This window comes from Embleya sp. NPDC020630 (assembly GCF_044334985.1).
GTDB lineage: Bacteria > Actinomycetota > Actinomycetes > Streptomycetales > Streptomycetaceae > Embleya.
Genome location: NZ_JBIRUB010000025.1, coordinates 54,748 through 72,630 on the forward strand (window position 1 = coordinate 54,748; position 17,883 = coordinate 72,630).

Below are 17,883 nucleotides of genomic sequence, written 5' to 3' on the forward strand. Positions count from 1 at the left end.
CGAAATTGGTTAAACGACAAGGTATGCTTGATCTTTAACCCATTCTTCGGGGTTTGGTGCCTTTGTTGTGGTGGCTGGGTCGGGTGTAGGACTCGCCGGTTTTGACGATGCGCCCGACGTCGTGGCGGGGCGCCCGTCTGTAATTCCTCGAGCCTGGCGGTCGCCCCGGACCGGGGGTCGAGGGTTTGGGTGCACCGGCCGGACGTGCGGTCTTCGAGCGGAGGTTCCTGAACCCTCGACGGACACGAGCCGGGGTCAGTCGGTTCGGTTCGGCCGGTTTCTCCCAGGGACGTCGCAGGTCGTCGGCGAGCGGCCGGGCGAGGAACAGTTGCGCATAGGCGGCGATCACGATCCAGGTCCAGCGATCGGCGGATTCGGGGTCGCGGATCCTGGGCGCGGTCCAGCCGAGCGTCTGCTTGAACAGGCGGAACGTGTGCTCGATGTCGAACCTTCGCAGGAACGACTGCCAACAGCGGTCGACGTCGGCTTCGGTGGCATCGGTTCGGGACCACCACAACCAGACCGGCTTGGGCTCGCCCCCGGTGGGCAGGTGGTCGACTCGGAGCCGGACCACTGTTCCGGAAATCATCGGCAGTTCGCCGTCGAACCCTTCCCAGGCACTGCGGCGGGTCAGCCGAGGGTGGAGACGATCCCACGCGGTCGCGACCGCGGTGCCATAGCGGGTGGTCTCGGTGATTGTCGCTGCCTGCGGCTCGCCCCACGTGTCGGGTTGCCCGAACACAAACTCGCCCCCGTGCTTGGGCGGTCGGCCGCCCTGCGGGTCGTAGACCCTCGGAGGTGTGGGTCGGCGCATGACGCGGTCCGAGCGCATCCGGCCGAGAACCTCGACCGGCAGGTCCGCCAGGAGGAAGGCGATGCGGGGCACGTCGTAGCCGGCGTCGAGCACCACGAGCACGTCCGGGTCCCGAGGTGTGTACTGCTCGGCGGCGATCAGGCGTTCGACGACCGCTCGGACCTGGATGGCGGTGGTGGCCGCGACGTCCTCGCCCGGCCCGAGCCGGACCGCGTCCAGGACCACGGTCCACGAACTGCGGCCCGGCTCCAGTGCCGCGACGATCGAGTACGGCCACCCGGGCACCATCTGATGCTTGCCCTCGCCGCGGCCGAACGCGTGGCAGAACGAGCGGTCCGGGCTGGTGTCCGCGTCCGGCCGCAGCCACGGCGAGACGTCGACCGCAAGCACGATCCGCCCGTCCGCAGCTCTGGGCAGAGGCATCCGCGCCAGGGCGTCCCGCAATCGGTCGGTGTCGATTCGGCCGCCGTTGACCGCGTCGTAGAGCGCTCCGTGACCACGGCGGTGCTCCGGTGCGAGTGACAGCCCGACCAACGTTCTCACCGGGCCGTCGGCACACAACACGGCATCCGCCAACTCGAACAGCGCGTCACCGCGGCGGGTCAGACAGGCATGGAACTCGACCCGGAAGCGGGACAGTTCCGCGAATGCCTCAAGTCGCTCCGGCCCATACGGCGGACTCGTCACCACGGCCTCCGCCCCCGATCCCTCTGCGCCTTTTGGTCGAGGCAAAGGATCCGGCAAAGGCCGCCGACATCACACGCGATCACCGAAAGCGCGGACACACGAGCGCCGGACTGCTACCGGCCGAGCAGGAGGTTCAGCATCAAGCTAGAGGAGCCGCCACCGGCGATACACACGGGCCATGCCGCCCGCAGGACGTTCACGATCACCGGATGCACGCTCGACCACGACCCCGTCGTCCTCGGTCCACAGCCGGTCCCCGGCGTGCAAGAACAGCGGCTGCTCCAGTTCGAACACCGAGCACCCGGGCTCGAAGTCCACCCTGTTCAGCAGCAACATCCTCGGGGCCGTCACACGTTCACCAGTCAGCATCACTTCCCCATACTCTCGCAGAGGTCGAGTGAGCTTCCCGAGCGCGCCAGCGGAATCGATGATCGCGACCTGGGTTAAACAACAAGGTAAGTACCTGTTCCTGATCCCCTGGCGCCGGCGGTCCAACGCGTTCCGCAAAGTTGGTGAGGTTGAAGGGCTCTCCGTTTGGCGCGCCGTCGCGTCTGGTCGCGGATGGTGGCGTCGTTAAGCCCGAGAACCGCCGCGTTGTGGCATCCGGATACGTTGACCGGCGATGATTTCATCTGGTGGCAGCAGCAGTTGCCGCTCGTGATGCTCAGTGGGACTCGTCCTGAAGGGCGAAGGTCTCGTGTTGCGTGGATTCATCGGAGCGATGTTCCGAATGAGTGAGTCTGTGACCGGCGAAGGCAGTCCGAGCGTGGAGCCGACGATCTTGACGATCTCGGCGGAGAGCCTGGTCGGTGCCGGGCTGGAGTCGCAGGTCCGGTCGTGGGTCGGTGAGGGCCCCAACGAGCCGATCACCGCCGATCAGATCGTTGCGCTCGTTGGCGAGGATCGGCTCGCCGAGGCCGCCGACGCCTTGGGCAAGACGTCCGGTGACCTGGCGGCGGACCTCGCTGCCGGACTTCCGGAACTTGTCGACGCCGCCGCGTCCGACGACGCAAACGTCCCGAACGGTGCGAGCCAAACACCCGGTCTTCAGGTCAACTTGCGTGCGTTCACCGTGATCGCGCCGAGCAGCGGTCTGACGCTCCTCGACGAGTTGCCGATCGACGGTCACGCAACGCTTGAGCTCAAGTACTTGTAGGACGGCGACCCGGAAGGTGGGAGCGGGCGGAGGTGGTCCGGATGCCCGCCCGTCAGTCTCGGTCGTTCTCGCGGGATGTCGGCTGACTCGTCCGCCGTGACTGCCTGCGGGTGATGCGCCTGGTCATCAGGGTGATCGCGGCCCAGGTGATGAGCGATTCCGAGTGTTGGACGAGCCGTTCGTAGTCGCGGGCGTGTCGGCGGGCGTGCATGACCCAGGCGAGGGACCGTTCGACCACCCAGCGGCGGGGCAGGGCGACGAAGCCGATGGCGTTCTTCGGCCGGCTGACGGTCTTGAGTGTCAGGTTCAGGTGGTCTTTTGCCCAGGTCACGAGCTGTCCGGCATAGGCGGAGTCCGCCCAGACAATGGTGATCTCGGGGTGCATCAGCCGTATCCCGATCTCCGACGAAGGCGCCCACGGCCGGGCAATCACCGCCCGCACCCCCACCGAGAGCGCGTCCACTGGTGGTGCACTGCGGACGGTCACTCGCCGGTCGGGAGGGGCGGTTGTCTCACGTGCTCAGGAGGCTGACGTGGACGACAGCTTCGGGGGAGTCGCTCGCGCCGGCGCCGGTGTGGTCGCGGATTCCGTAGGAGACCTTCAGGTCTCCGTTGCCGGCGGCGAGGATGCTGACGAGTCCCACGTTCACCGTGATGCGCTCGAGCCCCACCTCCCGGATGCTCACGGTGTGGATCACCTTGGCCGAACCCCACCACAGGTGGACGACGTCTCCCGGGACGATGCCCGAAAGCTCGTGAATGGGGATGGACACGGGCACGCCCGTAAGCGGCACTCCGGTCACCTCTGCGGGTACGACGGGCGCGGCCAGGTACCCGCGGGTGCCCAACTGCAGGGACACCCGCAGCCGGACGGTCTCGGACCAGCCGCTCCGGTTCCCGACGACGTCCGTGACCTCGTAGGCGAGTCCGAGGCCCAAGTCGTCGCCCGCCCGCCGGATGGTCTCGTCGGACACGACCACAGTGACGCCCCAGCCGACCTCGTCCGCACCGACGACGTGCTCCAACCGTTGCGACCCCCACGCCAGGGTGATCGTGTCCCCGGCGGTCATGTTCGGGTAGGCGGCGATCCGCACGGGAACGCCGCGGGCGGCCTGTTCGGCGTCCACCCCGTAGTGGATGACGTGCTCGGGAGGTTCGGGCCGGGTCAGGCTGTCGTTGTAGGGCGTGAGCGGGTTCCAGTCCGGCCCGCCCGGCCCGACGGTCTTCACCCGCAGATGGACGGCGTCGGACGACGTTGCCGACGTCTGGCCGACTCGGAGCACCTCGTACCGGAGCGCAAGGTCCGGGCTGTCACCGGTCTCGCGAACGACACGCGCCGGCACGTGCAGGAGGAAGTGGTCCTTGTCGTACTCGTCTTCGGCAACGACGTGAACCACCGCCGGGACCGACCCCGGCCCCCAGAACACGGTGAGGCGGGTGCCCGGGTGCGCTTCAATGGGCCTCGGGATCCAAACGTCGACACCTTCCTGGCGTGCCCACGCGCCCACGCCCACGCCCACGCCTTGCCCAGCCCGGGGCACGAACGGGGGATCCTCCGAGAATTCGTCGGGCGCGGCGGCGGCTCCGGGAGTGTAGGAGGCGCCTGCGGTGGTGGTGTCGAGGACTTCGGCGCGGGCGCCGGCTGTCGCGGTCACGACCAGCATGGCGGCCGACGCCAACGTCACCACGCCGGACGCCACCATGCTGTGGCGACGAGCGCCTGAAGTACTGCTGCTTCTCACGGGGACCTGTCTTTCGGATCCGGGGCCGGGTGCCCACCCCGACGATGAAGGCGTGTCTCGTGCATCGAACGCCGCGTGAGGCTCTCGACGCACGGCGATGTCAGTCGGTCGGGCCGAGCCCGGTCATCCGGTCGCGGTACTGGCCCCGCAGGTATTGAAGCGGGTGCTCGACGTCGGAATGCCCGTCGCGCGCGGCCAGGCCCTCGGCCGCGTGGACGGCGACGTCGGCGACGATCGGGAGAGCCTCGTCGCTGGTGTTCTCCGCAAGCGCGATGCGGTCCAGCAACGCGGCCGTGAGCAACGCGAGATCGCGGCCCGTGGCGTGCTGGAGCGAGGCCAGTTGGTCGGCGATGCGCGGCGCGCCGTCGTACGGGTGCTCGGTCACCACGCCAGAGTGCCCGATCCACGGTCCCACCCGGACCGGTTCCGACGAACTCGCCGCGAAGGCGACGATCGTGGCCCCCTTTTCGCAACCCAGGTCGTCCTGACCTTGTTCTTTATGTTCTGATCCGGTCGCGCTCGATGATGCTCTCAGGGCGCCGGACGGTTTTGCCCACGTCGTAGCGGGTGGCGGGCCGCTGGTTCTTCGAGCCGACTGGCCGACCGGGGCCAGGCCGGGTGGGTTTGGGCACACGGGCCGGGCAGGGCAAGGTCGGGCGGAGGTTCCTGAACCCCCGGCGGACCCGGGCCGGGGTGAGCCTGTGCGGTTTGACCGGCCTCTCCCAGGGCCGGCGGACATCCTCGGCGAGCGGCCGGACGAGGCGGAGCTGGGTGTGCGCGACGATGGTCAGCCACGTCCAGCGGTCCGCCGCTTCCGGTGTGCGGAGCTTGGGGCGGGTCCAGCCAAGCGTCTGCTTGATCATCCGGAAGGTGTGCTCCAGGTCGAAGCATCGCAGGAACGCCTGCCAGCGCAGATCGACGTCGGCGGCGGTCATGGCAGTGGCGGAGGACCACAGCCACAGCGGCAGTGGGTCTCCGCCGCCGGGAAGGCGGTCGACCTCTGGGCTCTGTACGGAGTTGGGTTGGAGGGGGCGGCAGCGCCGGTCGCACGCCACGTGGATCTTGCAGGTCAACCCGCTGCGCCAGCGGCCGAGTGCCGCCGCCTTCAGTCGCGCGCGGCGTCATTCGGCCCGCCCGGGGTCGTCGTCCAGGGCGGGCCCGCCCCCGGCGCGGAACGCGCTGGGCTTGAGTACGTGGAGAAAGTCTCGGACACGCGCCCCGGTCGACGTCCCGATGCGCGTGCCCGTCTGCGCCTGCCGGAGGGTCTACGCGGTCAGGGTCACAGTGCGTTCGGAGGACGTTCGCTTCGTTCCGGCGCGGTCGGTGACCGTGTAGTACAAGTAGTATCGCCTGTTGGTTTCCGGGGTGGGGATCGGGAACGAGATGAGCGCCGCAATCTCCTGTTCGGTCACGGTGTGATCCCCCTGACTCTGGCCACCCCAATAAAGGGTGATCGTGTCACCGTGCTTGCTAGCCGGATACTCGATGTGAACCGTAATCCCGTTGCGTGCTTGCGCTCTGCTGATGATGCCGTCGCGGTTTGCGAGGGGCACGGTCGGTGCGGGAAGCGGCTGTTCGGGCATGGTGGTCTCCATTCTCACGTGCGGCGCCCGGTGGTCCCGGCGCCATGAACCACTATGGCCAACCCAGGAGTCGGGCGGGTGGAGAACATGCAAGTCCACTGTGGGGGCACGGAAGTTCGCCTCCGGGAACCCCGAACGGCGCCTTGTCGCTCGGCGGACCGAACAAGAGAGAGACGAGGCAGAAATCGGCATGAAGGCCCCGCCCGGCAACACGATTGGATTTCGGACCGGGGACTGCGCGCACTGGTGGAGCACCAGCCTTCGGAGAACGCCATTCGACGAAGAGTTGCGGGTGTCCGATGCAGCTCGGCTCCGCTTGCCGCCCTGCACCTCACGGTGCCGGGCGGTCTTGTCGTGCCCGAAAACGGAGGGCACCTGTCGGAGCAAGGTGCGATCCCGGGTCGAACCCCACGACTGTCCGCAGGAGCACACCCGTGACGAGCCCACCCATGTTGGCGTTCTTGGCCCCACCCTCGGAGCCCGAGCCCGCTGTGGCGGTAGCGCCCTCCCGGCCACAGACGACTACGCCCTTCTCGGTTTCCGTGCCGGAACCGGCTGCGCTTGTCGTTGCCGAGCCGGACAGGAAGCCGGTCTACCACGCTGTGTCAGGGCATCTCGTGGGGTGGATCGTGGGCGCGGACTTCGTGGCTGTCGACGAGTAGATGCCGTGCCGAGATACGAGAAAATGGCCCCGGCCGCCCTCTGGGCGGCCGGGGCCATTCTGCGTTACTGAGGTTTCCGGGTTCGGTTGACGGTGTGTCAAATGCGGAGGGAAATAGCTTCCCGACGAGAGCCGATTCCAGAGCCTGTACAGGTTGTTCTTCTCATCCTACGCGAACTCCGTCAGCGACTGCCCGTCCACACCGGCCGCTCCTCTGTTGGCCTTGACTCTCTGATATGCGTTCCACACCAGAGACTTCGGGATGTCAAACGGTTTGCCTACCGATCTCGTGTCGGTCATCCGATTCCTCCCATTCCTGGTTGATCGTCGATCGACACCCAACAACACGCCCCCTTCGCTCCGCTCCCATTACGGGAACTTCGACGCTACTACGGGGCGTTCCGCCCTCCTGGCGCGCGACCGATACTCTGCCGCTCACAGGCTTTCGCCGCTTGCGGCTCTCCCTCTCGCGATCCACCTCAACCAGCGAATCGCGGTTTCGCACCGAGGAGTTCTCCTGTTCCGTTGTGAAGCCCGGACCGAGCTCGCGCCGCCTTCATGCCGGACACCGCCAGACCAGTGGACAGGTTCCCGTCTGGCTTATCCCAGGACAGCATTGAGGCCCTGGTTCTGATGTCGTTTGGCTTAACGACACGTCATCAGCGGTTCACTCACGTTCGCCTTCTCGGCCCACACCTGCCGCATCTCGTGCGACTTTTCCACGACGCTCACCACCACGGCTCATTCACCGCAGCAGCTCGTGGTGGTTTGACACCCGCACCTGCATGCCGATGCCGAAGGACCTACCTTCATCTCCACAACAGCACGACAATGGAAGCTTTGTCTTCTACACCGAACCTCCATCATCTTCAGGACACACCAACGCCATGGCCGAGTCGTTCTTCGGAGCCCTGAAGAACGAATAGCTCCACCGTTACGTCTTCACCACACACGCGAAAGCACGCGGCGAAGTCGTCCGATACATCGAGGGCTTCTACAACCGCCGCCGCCTCCACTCGGGAATCGGCTATCGCACACCCCACGAAGTCCTGCATCCAGAGCGGGAATTGAAACTCGCGGCATAGAACAGAAAACCGCCAAGCTGTCCGGAAAACGTAGGGCCCCTCAGGTACAAGAACCCCGAAAGTCCAGACAAACAAGCCTCGAATCCACTACAGACAGCTACGTGTCGCTTGGTCGTTCTTCGGGAGAGCAGGGCCCTCTCCAGGGGGCTCGCGGTTGAGGGACGCGAATATGACGGGCCGTCGAATTCACGACCGGATGTTCGCGGGGTGGTCTACGCCTCGCGTCGAGGGATCCGATCGCCGAGATCCTCGACCATTTTGTTTACCTCGGTGGGGTACGCCTGGGCCCAGGTCGCCAGGAATGCGCTTGTCACGGTGTGGGCGGAGGTGAAGTCCAGGTCCTCACCAATCTGTTCCCAGATCACGTGGCGGTCGATGTTGGACAGGGCGCGGTCGCGTACCACCCGTGCGACCCTGTCCCGCTGGTTGGTGGGCAGCAGGAGCGAGACTGTCAGTTTGGCGGCGAGTTCGTCCAACCGCTCCAGCACCCTTTCGAAGACATGGGCCTCGGGGTAGGTGGTCCCGGGGAGCACGAGGATGCCGCGTGCGGGGTCGGCTTGGTGGGCCTGGTCGCCGTCCAGGAGACAGACGGACGGGAACGTCGCGGTGGGATCCTGCGCGTGTTGGGCGTTGACGTCCATGGCCGGCTGGGCTCCGCCCATGCCGTGCACCTTGATGGCGTCCATCTCCACTCCGCCGTGGATGCGAAGGGCCGTGGTTACCATGATCTCGGCGAACGCATCCTCCACGAAGATCGCCAACTGGGCGTTGATCTGGCCCGTGATGGTCCGCAGGGCCTTGACGTCGAGCTTGCCCTGGAGCACGTTCCCGCCGTACGCCGCCCAGATCGCGCTGGAGGGCAAAGGCGCCAAAGCATCGTTGGAATGCGTGGTGAACACCACCTGGCAGGACTTCCGCCGGGCAACCCCGATCAGGTACTCGACCATCCGCCGTGTGGCGATGGGATGCAGCCCGTTCTCGATCTCCTCGATCAGAATCAACGCCCCGTCCCCTGCGGCCTCCACCTCTGCGACGATGCGGATGGCGCTTGCCTCCCCCGCGCCGAAGTGGAACTCGGAGTACAGCTCCCCCTTGCGGGTGACACCGGAGAACATCGTTACGCGCCCGGAGGGATCCACGTCGAGTTGCAGGAACCCCTCTATGGGCTTGCCGAGGATCCTCGCCGCGTACTCGGTCACTTCTGCGGGAAGCCGTGCCCCCTTCACGGCGGTGAACTTCGTGCTTCTGGCCTTCTTCGGCTTGGCTCGTTCGGTGGCGGGAAGAGTGCGCTCGACACCGAAGACCAGAACCTCGCGCTCCACCGCTTTGCGGCTCCACTTCGACTTCTTGAAGCTGGCCGTCCGAGCGACAGGCAGCCGGGTGCTGAGCCTCTTCTCGATGAGTTCGTACTCGATCGACCAGTCCAGCATGCTGGCGTCGTACTTGCCGCTCTTGGCGAAGAACCGTCCCGGCAGGACACTCGCGTAAGCCAGCGCCGCAGCGCCCAGGACCGTCGTCTTGCCCCCACCGTTGGAACCCACGAGAGCGGTAACGGGAAAGTCGAAGGAGACCTCCCGGTCGACGAAGCCGCGGACCTTCCGCAGGGTGAGCCGCTTCAGGTACTGTCCGTAGCTGCCCTTCGCGACCTTCGCCTCCAAGTTGTGGATGACGCTGTCGCGAACCTCGCTCTTGTAGTCGGTCATCGATCGAATCCCCCGTCGTCCCGGCGTTGAGCCACCCATCCTTCCAGGACGTTCCCACGGGCAGGGCAAGCTTCCTCGGCCCGTGCCGGATTGTCGGACATCAGGGCGGATGCGGGTAGGGTGCGCGGGTTCGCGGTGGCCAGCAGGACCAGGTTGCTCGGCACGAATCGGGATCGTCTCGGGCGAACGGGCCTCCCCGGCACGGGGGTTCTGGTAGGCAGGTGGACCAGACGCGGCCTCCCGGAGAGGCGACCTCGCGACGCGAGGCCCGTTCCGGCTCCGTGACCGGGCGACACGAGGTGTCCCGGCCCGTGGGCCGGGGCGAAAGGGGGAGCACGATGGGCGATGCCGAGGGTTTCGACGGCCTGGTGGATCTGGCGGACGCGATCACGTTGTTGCGGGAGCAGATCGCCGAGGCCCAGAGCCGGATCGCGGCGCCGGGCGCGGACAAGGGTGTGCGGTTGACGGTGGAGGAGATCACGTTGCAGCTCGGTCTGGAGTTGACCGAGGCCAAGGGCGTCACCGGCGGCCTGCGGTGGAGCGTGATCAGCCTGGGCGGCAAGAAGGACACCGGCCGCAAGACCACCCACACCGTCACCATGAAGCTGGCCTCGCACGGTCCCGACGGCCGCCGCACCCCGGTCCGCGACGTCGAGTGACGCACGCTCTCGTGCGTGGGGCGGGTCGCGGGTGCGGTTGGGGAACCTTGGGGGGTTCGTGGTGGAGTACGACCGGCGGGTGCAGGTCAGGGTCCGGCTCGCGGGCGTCGAGGGTCGGGGTTTCGGATCGGGTTACCTCCTCGCGCCGCGTCTGGTGTTGACGGCCGCGCACGTCCTGGACGGCATGGCCCCACCGGGACCCGACACGGTGACCGTGTCCCGCCCCGACGCGGGCGAACGCGAGTTCCCCGCCACCGTGGTGTGGCGGCGCAAGGACGCGCTCGTGGACGCCGCGCTCGTCGAGGTCGTCGACACCGACCCCGAACACCCCTGGCCGGTGCCGGAGTCCCTCGGTGATCCGATCGCCCGCCCGCCGCAGCGGTTCGGGCACCTGATCGGCACCCGCCCCCATCCGGTCACCCTGCTGGGTTTCCCTCGGATGCAGAAGGACCCGGACGACGGCGACCGCCTGGACGAACAGGTCACCGGCCGGATCCCCCCTGGCACCGGCTCCCTCGCCCACCGCCACGAGATCCTGAGCAACGACCCCCTCCCCGACATCCGGCCCGCGCCGAGCGACGATCCCCTCGCCGGTCCCCGGGCCGCTGCTGGCAGCCCGTGGTCGGGGATCTCGGGGTCGGCGGTCCTGACCGACGACGGCCCCGACGGGGACTTCCTGCTGGGCGTGGTCCGCTACGACCACCACGGCGTCGGCGGGACCCGCCTGACCGCCACCCGCGCCACCCACCTGATCGCCGACGAAGCCTTCCGCGACTTGGTCGAGCGACACACCGGCTGGGAACCCGTCCTGGAACCGGTCGAGCCCGCCCGCGTCCTCGCCCCCGCCGCCCCCGGACGCGACCTGGCCTCGCCGGCCGCGCTCCTGCGTGCCGACGCCGAGGCCGTCACCTTCCACGGCCGCGACACCGAACTCGCCGACTTGTACGCCTGGTGCACCACCGGCTCCCCGGCCCTCGCGGCGCGAGTCCTGACCGGGCCGGGTGGACAGGGCAAGACACGCCTGGCCCGCCGGCTCGCCGACATCCTCGCCCGCGAAGGCTGGGCCACCGGACACCTGCGCTCCGAACTGACCGACCACGACCGTCGCTCACCCGACCTCACCACCCTCGCCACCGCACTGCCGCTGCTCGTCGTCGTCGACTACGCCGAAACCCGCCCCCGACTCCTGCGCGACCTGATCACCACACTCCACCCCTCCCGCCACCGCCTCAGGCTGCTCCTCCTGGCCCGCTCCGACGGCGACTGGCGCACCTTCGGCGACGCCGACCCCGCGGTCGGCAACCTTCTCGGCGCCGCCCCGATCGCCGAACTCGCCCCGCTCGGCCCCCACCGCGCGCAGGCAACCCGCCAGGGCACGACGGACCCGGACGCGACCCGCGCCGCCGCGTTCCACTCCGCCGCCCGAGACCTGGCGCGTCTCCTGCCCCGGGTGCCCACGCTGCCCGACCACGATTGGGCGACACTCGCCGCCGGGCTGCGCCCGCCGGACGATCTGGAGCACCCCCGACACGACAACGCCCTCACGCTGCAGATGGCCGCGCTGGTCGCCCTCCTCCAACACGGACCCGCTCCCGCCGACACCGCCCCCGGGGACTCGCTGGAGAAGGTCCTCCTGCGGCACGAACACCGCTTCTGGAAGGACACCGCCAAGGCGTCCGCCTTCGAACTCGGCCATCTGCCCATCCCCACCCTGGGCGCCGCCGTCGCCACCGCCGCCCTGTGCGGAGCCGATCGCAGGGCCGACGCCACCGCCGTCCTGGGCACCCTGCCCGACCTGCCCACCCACAACGTGAACGGCACCGCGGACTGGGTCAAAAAGCTGTACCCGGCCGAACCCGACCGCTACTGGGGCTCCCTCCAACCCGACCGCATCGCCGAATACCACGCCTCACAAACGCTCACCGACGAAAACCTCACCCTGACCGACCTGCTGCCCGCCGCCACCCCCGGCCAACAGGCCCGCCTCATCACCGTCCTGGCACGCGCCGCCATCGCCCACCACAACGCCGGCCGCACCCGAGACCGCGCCCGCCTCCTGGACATCCTCGCCACCGACCTCGACACCACCACCCTGACGCACACCGTCCTGTGGACCGCCACCGCCGCACTGCCCTACCCCGCACCCGTCATCGCCCCCCTCGCCTTGCGCCTCACCGAAGCCCTCACCCGGGCCGAGCGCCGACGCGCACACGAGGACCCGGCCGCCCACGAACCCGATCTCGCCCGTTCACTGTCCAACCTCGGCATCCGGTTGTCGGAGGTGGGTCGGCGGGGCGAGGCCCTGACCGCAGAGCAACAGGCCGTCGGGATCCGGCGGCGGTTGGCGGCCGAGAACCCGGCCGCCCACGAACCCGACCTCGCCCGTTCGCTGTCCAACCTCGGCGTCTGGTTGTCGGACGTGGGTCGGCGGGGTGAGGCCCTGACCGCGGCCGAACAATCCGTGGAGATCCGGCGGCGGTTGGCGGCCGGTAACCCGGCCGCCCACGAACCCGACCTCGCCGCCTCGCTGTCCGGCCTCGGCGTCCGGTTGTCGGAGGCGGGTCGGCGGGCCGAGGCCCTGACCGCAGAGCAACAGGCCGTCGGAATCCGGCGGCGGCTGGCGGCCGAGAACCCGGCCGCCCACGAACCCGACCTCGCCGCCTCGCTGACCAACCTCGGCAACCGGCTGGCGGCCGCGGGTCGGCGGGGCGAGGCCCTGACCGCGACCGAACAATCCGTCGAGATCTGCCGGCGGTTGGCGGCCGAGAATCCGGCCGCCCGTGAATACGACCTCGCCGCCTCGCTGACCAACCTCGGCAACCGGTTGTCGGAGGCGGGTCGGCGGGCCGAGGCCCTGACCGCAGAGCAACAGGCCGTCGAGATCTACCGGCGGTTGGCGGCCGAGAATCCGGCCGCGTACGAACCCGACTTCGCCGCCTCGCTGTCCAACCTCGGCGTCGATCTGGCGGCCGCGGGTCGGCGGGGCGAGGCCCTGACCGCGGCCGAACAATCCCTCGAGATCTACCGGCGGTTGGCGGCCGAGAATCCGGCCGCGTACGAACCCGGCCTCGCCGCCTCGCTGACCAACCTCGGCAACACTCTGGCGGAGGCGGGTCGGCGAGGCGAGGCCCTGACCGCGGCCGAACAATCCGTCGAGATCCGGCGGCGGCTGGCGGCCGGCAACCCGGCCGCGTACGAATCCGACCTCGCCGCCTCGCTGACCAACCTCGGCAACACTCTGGCGGAGGCGGGTCGGCGGGGCGAGGCCCTGACCGCAGCCAAACAATCCGTCGAGATCTACCGGCGGTGGGCGGCTGACAACCCCGCCGCGTACGAACCCGATCTCGCCGCCTCGCTGCCCCATCTCAGCATCCGGCTCGCGGAGGAAGGGCGGCTGGCCGAGGCGCTGACCGCGACCGAACAATCCGTCGAGATCTACGAGCGGTTGGCGGCCAGACTGCCGCCCCTCCTGCCGTTGCTGCTCCAAGTGCGGGGTTTGCAGGTGGTGTTGCTCGATGCACTCGGGCGTGAGGACGAGGCGCGGGAAGTCCGCCGCTGGATCGACGAGAACCAACCCCCGCCCGATTCTCCCAATTGACCGGTTGTGCGAGGGGCGTTGGGTCGGTCAACTCCCGGGTGATTTGCCCAGGTCGGCTCTCGCGGAACTCCTCTCACAACCGGCGAGTCCTGCGAGACGGTTCCGAGAGGGGGACAGCAGCGGCTCTGACCTGTCAGGCCGGGCGTTCACCGGTCCGAAGGCCGACTCGGGCTCCCGTCCGGCGGGTAACGCTTGCGTCGTCGTTTCCCGGTTTGTGGGTGAATCCGCCTTCGTCGCGGGGCGGTTGGTTCTACCGTGGGTACCCGTTTCCGGACCGGGGGGTACGAGATGGATCCGATCACGATCGGCTTGTTGGCGGCGCTCGCGGGGGGCGCGGGCGGGGAGTTGGGGCGGCAGGCGTGGGCCGGGCTGGGCGCGCTGGTGCGCCGCCCGTTCCGGAACGCGGACGACAGCGCGCCTCCCGCCGACGCGGACGCGGTGCCCGGGTCGGGGGTCGCGGAGTTCGCGGCGCTGGAGGCCGCGCCCGCCGACCGGGACCGCGCGGACGCGCTGAGGACCGCGTTGGCCCGCCGCGCCGCGACCGACCCGGGGTTCGGCGCGGACCTGGCCCGTTGGCACGAGAACGCCCGGCTGGTGGGCACGGGCGACGGCGGGACGCACAACCGGATCGGCGGCGGCACGTTCCAGGGCCCCGTCCTGCAGGGCCGCGACTTCTCCGGGCTGACGTTCACCACACCCCCGCCTCCGGCGGCGGGGCCCGCGACGGAACCGGGGGGAACCGAGGACCGGTGACCGCCGCACCGGCCGAGGGCGACGACCGCGACCGGGGCGCCCCGGGGGTCGGAGGCGTACGCAACGAGGTCGGCGGGGGTGTGTTCTTCCACGCGGTGATCCAGGGTCGGGACGTCACCGTGCGGCTTCCGCCGCGGATCGAGCCGGCGTTGTCCGGGCTTCCGGCGCCGTCGCCGGCGTTCACCGGCCGCGACACCCACCTGGACCGCCTCCTCGAGGACCTGGCTCCCGGCCGGCCGGGGGCGGGGGCGGTGTTGGTGACGGCGGTGGCGGGTCTGGCGGGGATCGGCAAGACGGAACTGGCCGTCCAGGCCGCCGCCCGGGCGCTGCGCGAGCCCGGCTGGTTCCCCGGCGGGGCGCTGTTCGCCGACCTGTTCGGGTACGACCCCGAGCGCCGGGTCACGCCCGCGCGTGCCCTGGACGGCTGGCTGCGCGCCCTGGGCATCCCCGGCGAGCACGTCCCGGCCGAGACCGACGACCGCGCCCGCCTGTTCCGCAGCGTCCTGGCCACGTATGCCCGCGAGGGCCGCCGCGTCCTGGTGATCGTCGACAACGCCTCCACCGCCGAGCAGGCCCGCCCCCTGCTGCCCACCGACGGCACCACCACGGCCCTGGTCACCTCCCGCCACACCCTCGACCTCGACGCCCGCCTCCACGACCTCGACACCCTCGCCGACACCGACGCCGTCGAACTCCTGCGCCGCTCGCTCCTGGCCGCCCGCGGCCCCCACGACACCCGCGTCGACGACGAACCCGACGCCGCCACCGCCGTTGCACACATGTGCGCGGGCCTGCCCCTGGCCCTGCACATCGCCGCGGCCCTCCTCGCCGACACCCCCACCCGCCCCCTCGCCACCCTCGCCGCCGCCCTGACCGGCGAACACACCCGACTGAAGCGGCTGCGCCGCGAGGACCGCGCCGTCCGCGCCGCGTTCGACCTGTCCTACCGCCACCTCGACTCCGAACACGCCCACCTGTTCCGCCTCCTCCCCCTCAACCCCGGCCCCGACATCTCCACCGAGGCCGCCGCCCACCTCGCCCACACCGACGTGGGCGAGAGCGCGCTGTACGACACCGAGGAACTCCTCCAGGACCTCGCCCGCGCCCACCTCCTCGAACCCGCCCCCACCTGGGGCCGCTGGCGCATGCACGACCTCGTACGCCTCCACGCCGACGAACACGGCCACACCCACACCGGCACCGATCAACGACCCCAGGCCCTGATCCGGCTCCACACCCACTACCGCACCACCACCGAAGCGGCCGCCACCCACCTCGAGACCCTGCCCGGCCCACGCGACCCCCGCTTCCCCGACCGCGCCCACGCCCTGACCTGGCTGGACGCCGAACACCCCGCCCTGATCGCCGTCGCCACCGCCACCCCACCCCTCGGCCACCCCGAAACCACCACCACGCTCGCCCTCGCCCTCGCCGAATACCTCGACCAACGGCGCCTGTTCGACGACTGGATCACCGTCACCACCGCCGCCCTCGCCATCCACCGGGAGCTGGGTGATCGGCACAGCGAGGGTGAGGCGTGGAACAACCTCGGGATCGCCCTGCGGGAGGTGCGGAGGTTCGAGGAGGCGATCGACGCCCACACCACCGCCGCCGCCATCCACCGGGAACTGGGTGATCGGCACGGCGAGGGCAGGGCGTGGAACAACCTCGGCCTCGCCCTGCGGGAGGTGCGGAGGTTCGAGGAGGCGATCGACGCCCATCGTCGAGACCTTCGGATCTGCCGGAAGCTGGGTGATCGGCACGGCGAGGGCAGGGCGTGGAACAACCTCGGGATCGCCCTGCGGGAGGTGCGGAGGTTCGAGGAGGCGATCGACGCCCACACCGCCGCCGCCACCGTCCACCGGGAGCTGGGTGATCGGCACGGCGAGGGTGGGGCGTGGAACAACCTCGGCCTCGCCCTGCGGGAGGTGCGGAGGTTCGAGGAGGCGATCGACGCCCACACCGCCGCCACCACCGTCCACCGGGAGCTGGGTGATCGGCACGGCGAGGGCACGGCGTGGAACAACCTCGGCCTCGCCCTGGAGGAGGTGCGGAGGTTCGAGGAGGCGATCGACGCCCACACCACCGCCGCCACCATCCACCGGGAACTGGGTGATCGGCACGGCGAAGGCATGGCGTGGAACAACCTCGGGATCGCCCTGCGGCAGGTGCGGAGGTTCGAGGAGGCGATCGACGCCCACACCACCGCCGCCACCATCCACCGGGAACTGGGCGATCGGCACGGCGAGGGCAAGGCGTGGAACAACCTCGGGCTCGCCCTGCAGAGGGTGCGGCGGTTCGACGAGGCGATCGACGCCCATCGCCGAGACCTTCGGATCTGCCAGGAACTTGGTGATCGGCACGGCGAGGGCACGGCGTGGAACAACCTCGGGATCGCCCTGCGGTGGGTGCGGCGGTTCGAGGAGGCGGTCGAGGCCCACACCGCCGCCGCCACCGCCTTCCGCGAACTGGGCGACCGGCACGCCGAACAGAACACATTGATGAGCCGGATGACGGCCAAGTACGAGTTCTACTGCGGACGGCCGACTCACGGGAAGTAGGCTCGTGCCGGCGCACCGGACACGGTCGTTGACGTGGCATGGCCTTGTTGCATCCGCCGCCTCCACCGGAGCGCGCCCGAGCCCACCGAGGACCCGGGGCACGTGCCGACGGCCGAACGGCAGGCGGCGTTGGAGAGGGCGCGGGTGGCCGGGGGACGGGCCGCGGTGTGGCCGCAGGCCTTGGCGGAAGGGCAGGGTGAGCGGCCGGAGTGGTGGAGGACGATCCGCTGCTCGATCCCGCCGACGCGGTCCGCGCCGCCCCGGGCGGTCGACCCGGGCGACGAGGACGTGCGCCGGGCCGACGGCGAGTGGACCGAAGGCGGTTGCGGGGTGCCGCCGGCGACGCGCCGCCGCCTGTACGCCGGCCCCGTGATTCTCGAGGGCCCGTTCGGCGGGAACCGACTCGGCCCGGCCCGCAACGCCGCGATGGTGGCCGTGGTGGCCTGCGAGGCCATGGCGCCGGACGCCGTCGCCCGGGGCGAGTGCGAGCGGGACCCGCCCCTACTGCCCGACGCCCTCGACCACACCCCTGACGACACCCCGATTCCACCACGCCGAGCTACTCGCCCGGTGCACGTCCGCCCCCGCGACGACGGCACCGAACGCGCCGCCCACGCCGCCGCGCCTGGTTACCCGACCACGCGACCGCCGACATCGCGCAGGAGTGGGAGGCGCGGTTGCGCCGGCCGCCGCGCGGCGATCCGTCGGCGGCCGACGAACTGCGGCCGCAGATGCCGCAGCGGCCGGGGATGGGTGCACAACACCGTCTGCGACGGGGAGTTCCACGTGCCGGTCCTCCGGGCGGAGCGTATGCCCGGAGTGCGTCTCGGCGGTTCGGGGCCTTATGCGTGGGCCGGTGAGGGGGTTCGTGGCCGGTGTGT

Annotated in this window: 11 protein-coding genes and 3 pseudogenes; 6 read left to right on the forward strand and 8 right to left on the reverse strand. The window is 69.9% G+C overall.

What is annotated here, in order from left to right; translation table 11 throughout:
* Positions 1–34: 34 nt before the first annotated feature.
* Together ACH4XV_RS42110 and ACH4XV_RS42115 are read right to left on the reverse strand one after the other, a co-directional pair.
* Positions 35–1,501 carry an NF041680 family putative transposase gene (locus ACH4XV_RS42110; protein ID WP_395798819.1) on the reverse strand — a complete coding sequence of 489 codons (1,467 nt, stop codon included), beginning with the start codon at positions 1,499–1,501 and terminating at the stop codon, positions 35–37.
* Positions 1,502–1,645: 144 nt separating this feature from the next.
* Positions 1,646–1,852 (reverse strand): hypothetical protein, encoded by a 207-nt coding sequence (locus tag ACH4XV_RS42115; protein ID WP_395798821.1) that lies wholly within the window; start codon positions 1,850–1,852, stop codon positions 1,646–1,648.
* 391 nt (positions 1,853–2,243) lie between these two features.
* Between ACH4XV_RS42115 and ACH4XV_RS42120 the strand changes: the two genes are divergently transcribed.
* Positions 2,244–2,657 carry a YidB family protein gene (locus ACH4XV_RS42120; RefSeq protein WP_395798823.1) on the forward strand — a complete coding sequence of 138 codons (414 nt, stop codon included), beginning with the start codon at positions 2,244–2,246 and terminating at the stop codon, positions 2,655–2,657.
* A gap of 106 nt (positions 2,658–2,763) precedes the next feature.
* On the opposite strand, the pseudogene ACH4XV_RS42125 reads toward ACH4XV_RS42120, so the two are convergent.
* The 5 genes and pseudogenes from ACH4XV_RS42125 to ACH4XV_RS42145 form a co-directional block, all read right to left on the reverse strand.
* Positions 2,764–3,051 (reverse strand): annotated as a pseudogene (locus tag ACH4XV_RS42125) (transposase); the annotation flags it as partial.
* A gap of 118 nt (positions 3,052–3,169) precedes the next feature.
* Positions 3,170–4,345 (reverse strand): hypothetical protein, encoded by a 1,176-nt coding sequence (locus ACH4XV_RS42130; protein ID WP_395798825.1) that lies wholly within the window; start codon positions 4,343–4,345, stop codon positions 3,170–3,172.
* 154 nt (positions 4,346–4,499) lie between these two features.
* Entirely contained in the window at positions 4,500–4,784 is a 285-nt protein-coding gene (locus ACH4XV_RS42135; RefSeq protein ID WP_395798827.1) for a hypothetical protein, read from the reverse strand.
* A gap of 112 nt (positions 4,785–4,896) precedes the next feature.
* Positions 4,897–5,397: pseudogene (locus tag ACH4XV_RS42140) on the reverse strand (transposase); the annotation flags it as partial.
* Positions 5,398–5,664: 267 nt separating this feature from the next.
* Entirely contained in the window at positions 5,665–5,982 is a 318-nt protein-coding gene (locus ACH4XV_RS42145) for a hypothetical protein (protein ID WP_395798829.1), read from the reverse strand.
* A gap of 1,542 nt (positions 5,983–7,524) precedes the next feature.
* On the opposite strand from ACH4XV_RS42145, the pseudogene ACH4XV_RS42150 reads away from it, so the two are divergent.
* Positions 7,525–7,728: pseudogene (locus ACH4XV_RS42150) on the forward strand (integrase core domain-containing protein); the annotation flags it as partial.
* Positions 7,729–7,940: 212 nt separating this feature from the next.
* On the opposite strand, the gene ACH4XV_RS42155 reads toward ACH4XV_RS42150, so the two are convergent.
* Complete coding sequence (locus ACH4XV_RS42155) at positions 7,941–9,431, reverse strand: ATP-dependent nuclease (RefSeq protein WP_395798830.1); 1,491 nt, start codon at positions 9,429–9,431, stop codon at positions 7,941–7,943.
* A gap of 338 nt (positions 9,432–9,769) precedes the next feature.
* Between ACH4XV_RS42155 and ACH4XV_RS42160 the strand changes: the two genes are divergently transcribed.
* From ACH4XV_RS42160 to ACH4XV_RS42175, 4 genes are all read left to right on the forward strand, one after another.
* Positions 9,770–10,090, forward strand: coding sequence for a trypco2 family protein (locus ACH4XV_RS42160; protein ID WP_395798832.1), 321 nt, complete (start codon positions 9,770–9,772; stop codon positions 10,088–10,090).
* Between the two features lie 79 nt (positions 10,091–10,169).
* Entirely contained in the window at positions 10,170–13,688 is a 3,519-nt protein-coding gene (locus ACH4XV_RS42165; RefSeq protein ID WP_395798834.1) for a tetratricopeptide repeat protein, read from the forward strand.
* Positions 13,689–13,976: 288 nt separating this feature from the next.
* Positions 13,977–14,441, forward strand: a complete 465-nt coding sequence (locus ACH4XV_RS42170; RefSeq protein ID WP_395798835.1) for a hypothetical protein — start codon at positions 13,977–13,979, stop codon at positions 14,439–14,441.
* On the forward strand, positions 14,438–17,002 hold the full coding sequence (locus ACH4XV_RS42175) for a tetratricopeptide repeat protein (RefSeq protein ID WP_395798837.1): 2,565 nt from the start codon (positions 14,438–14,440) through the stop codon (positions 17,000–17,002). Before ACH4XV_RS42170 ends, ACH4XV_RS42175 begins: the two co-directional genes overlap by 4 nt.
* Positions 17,003–17,883: the final 881 nt, after the last annotated feature.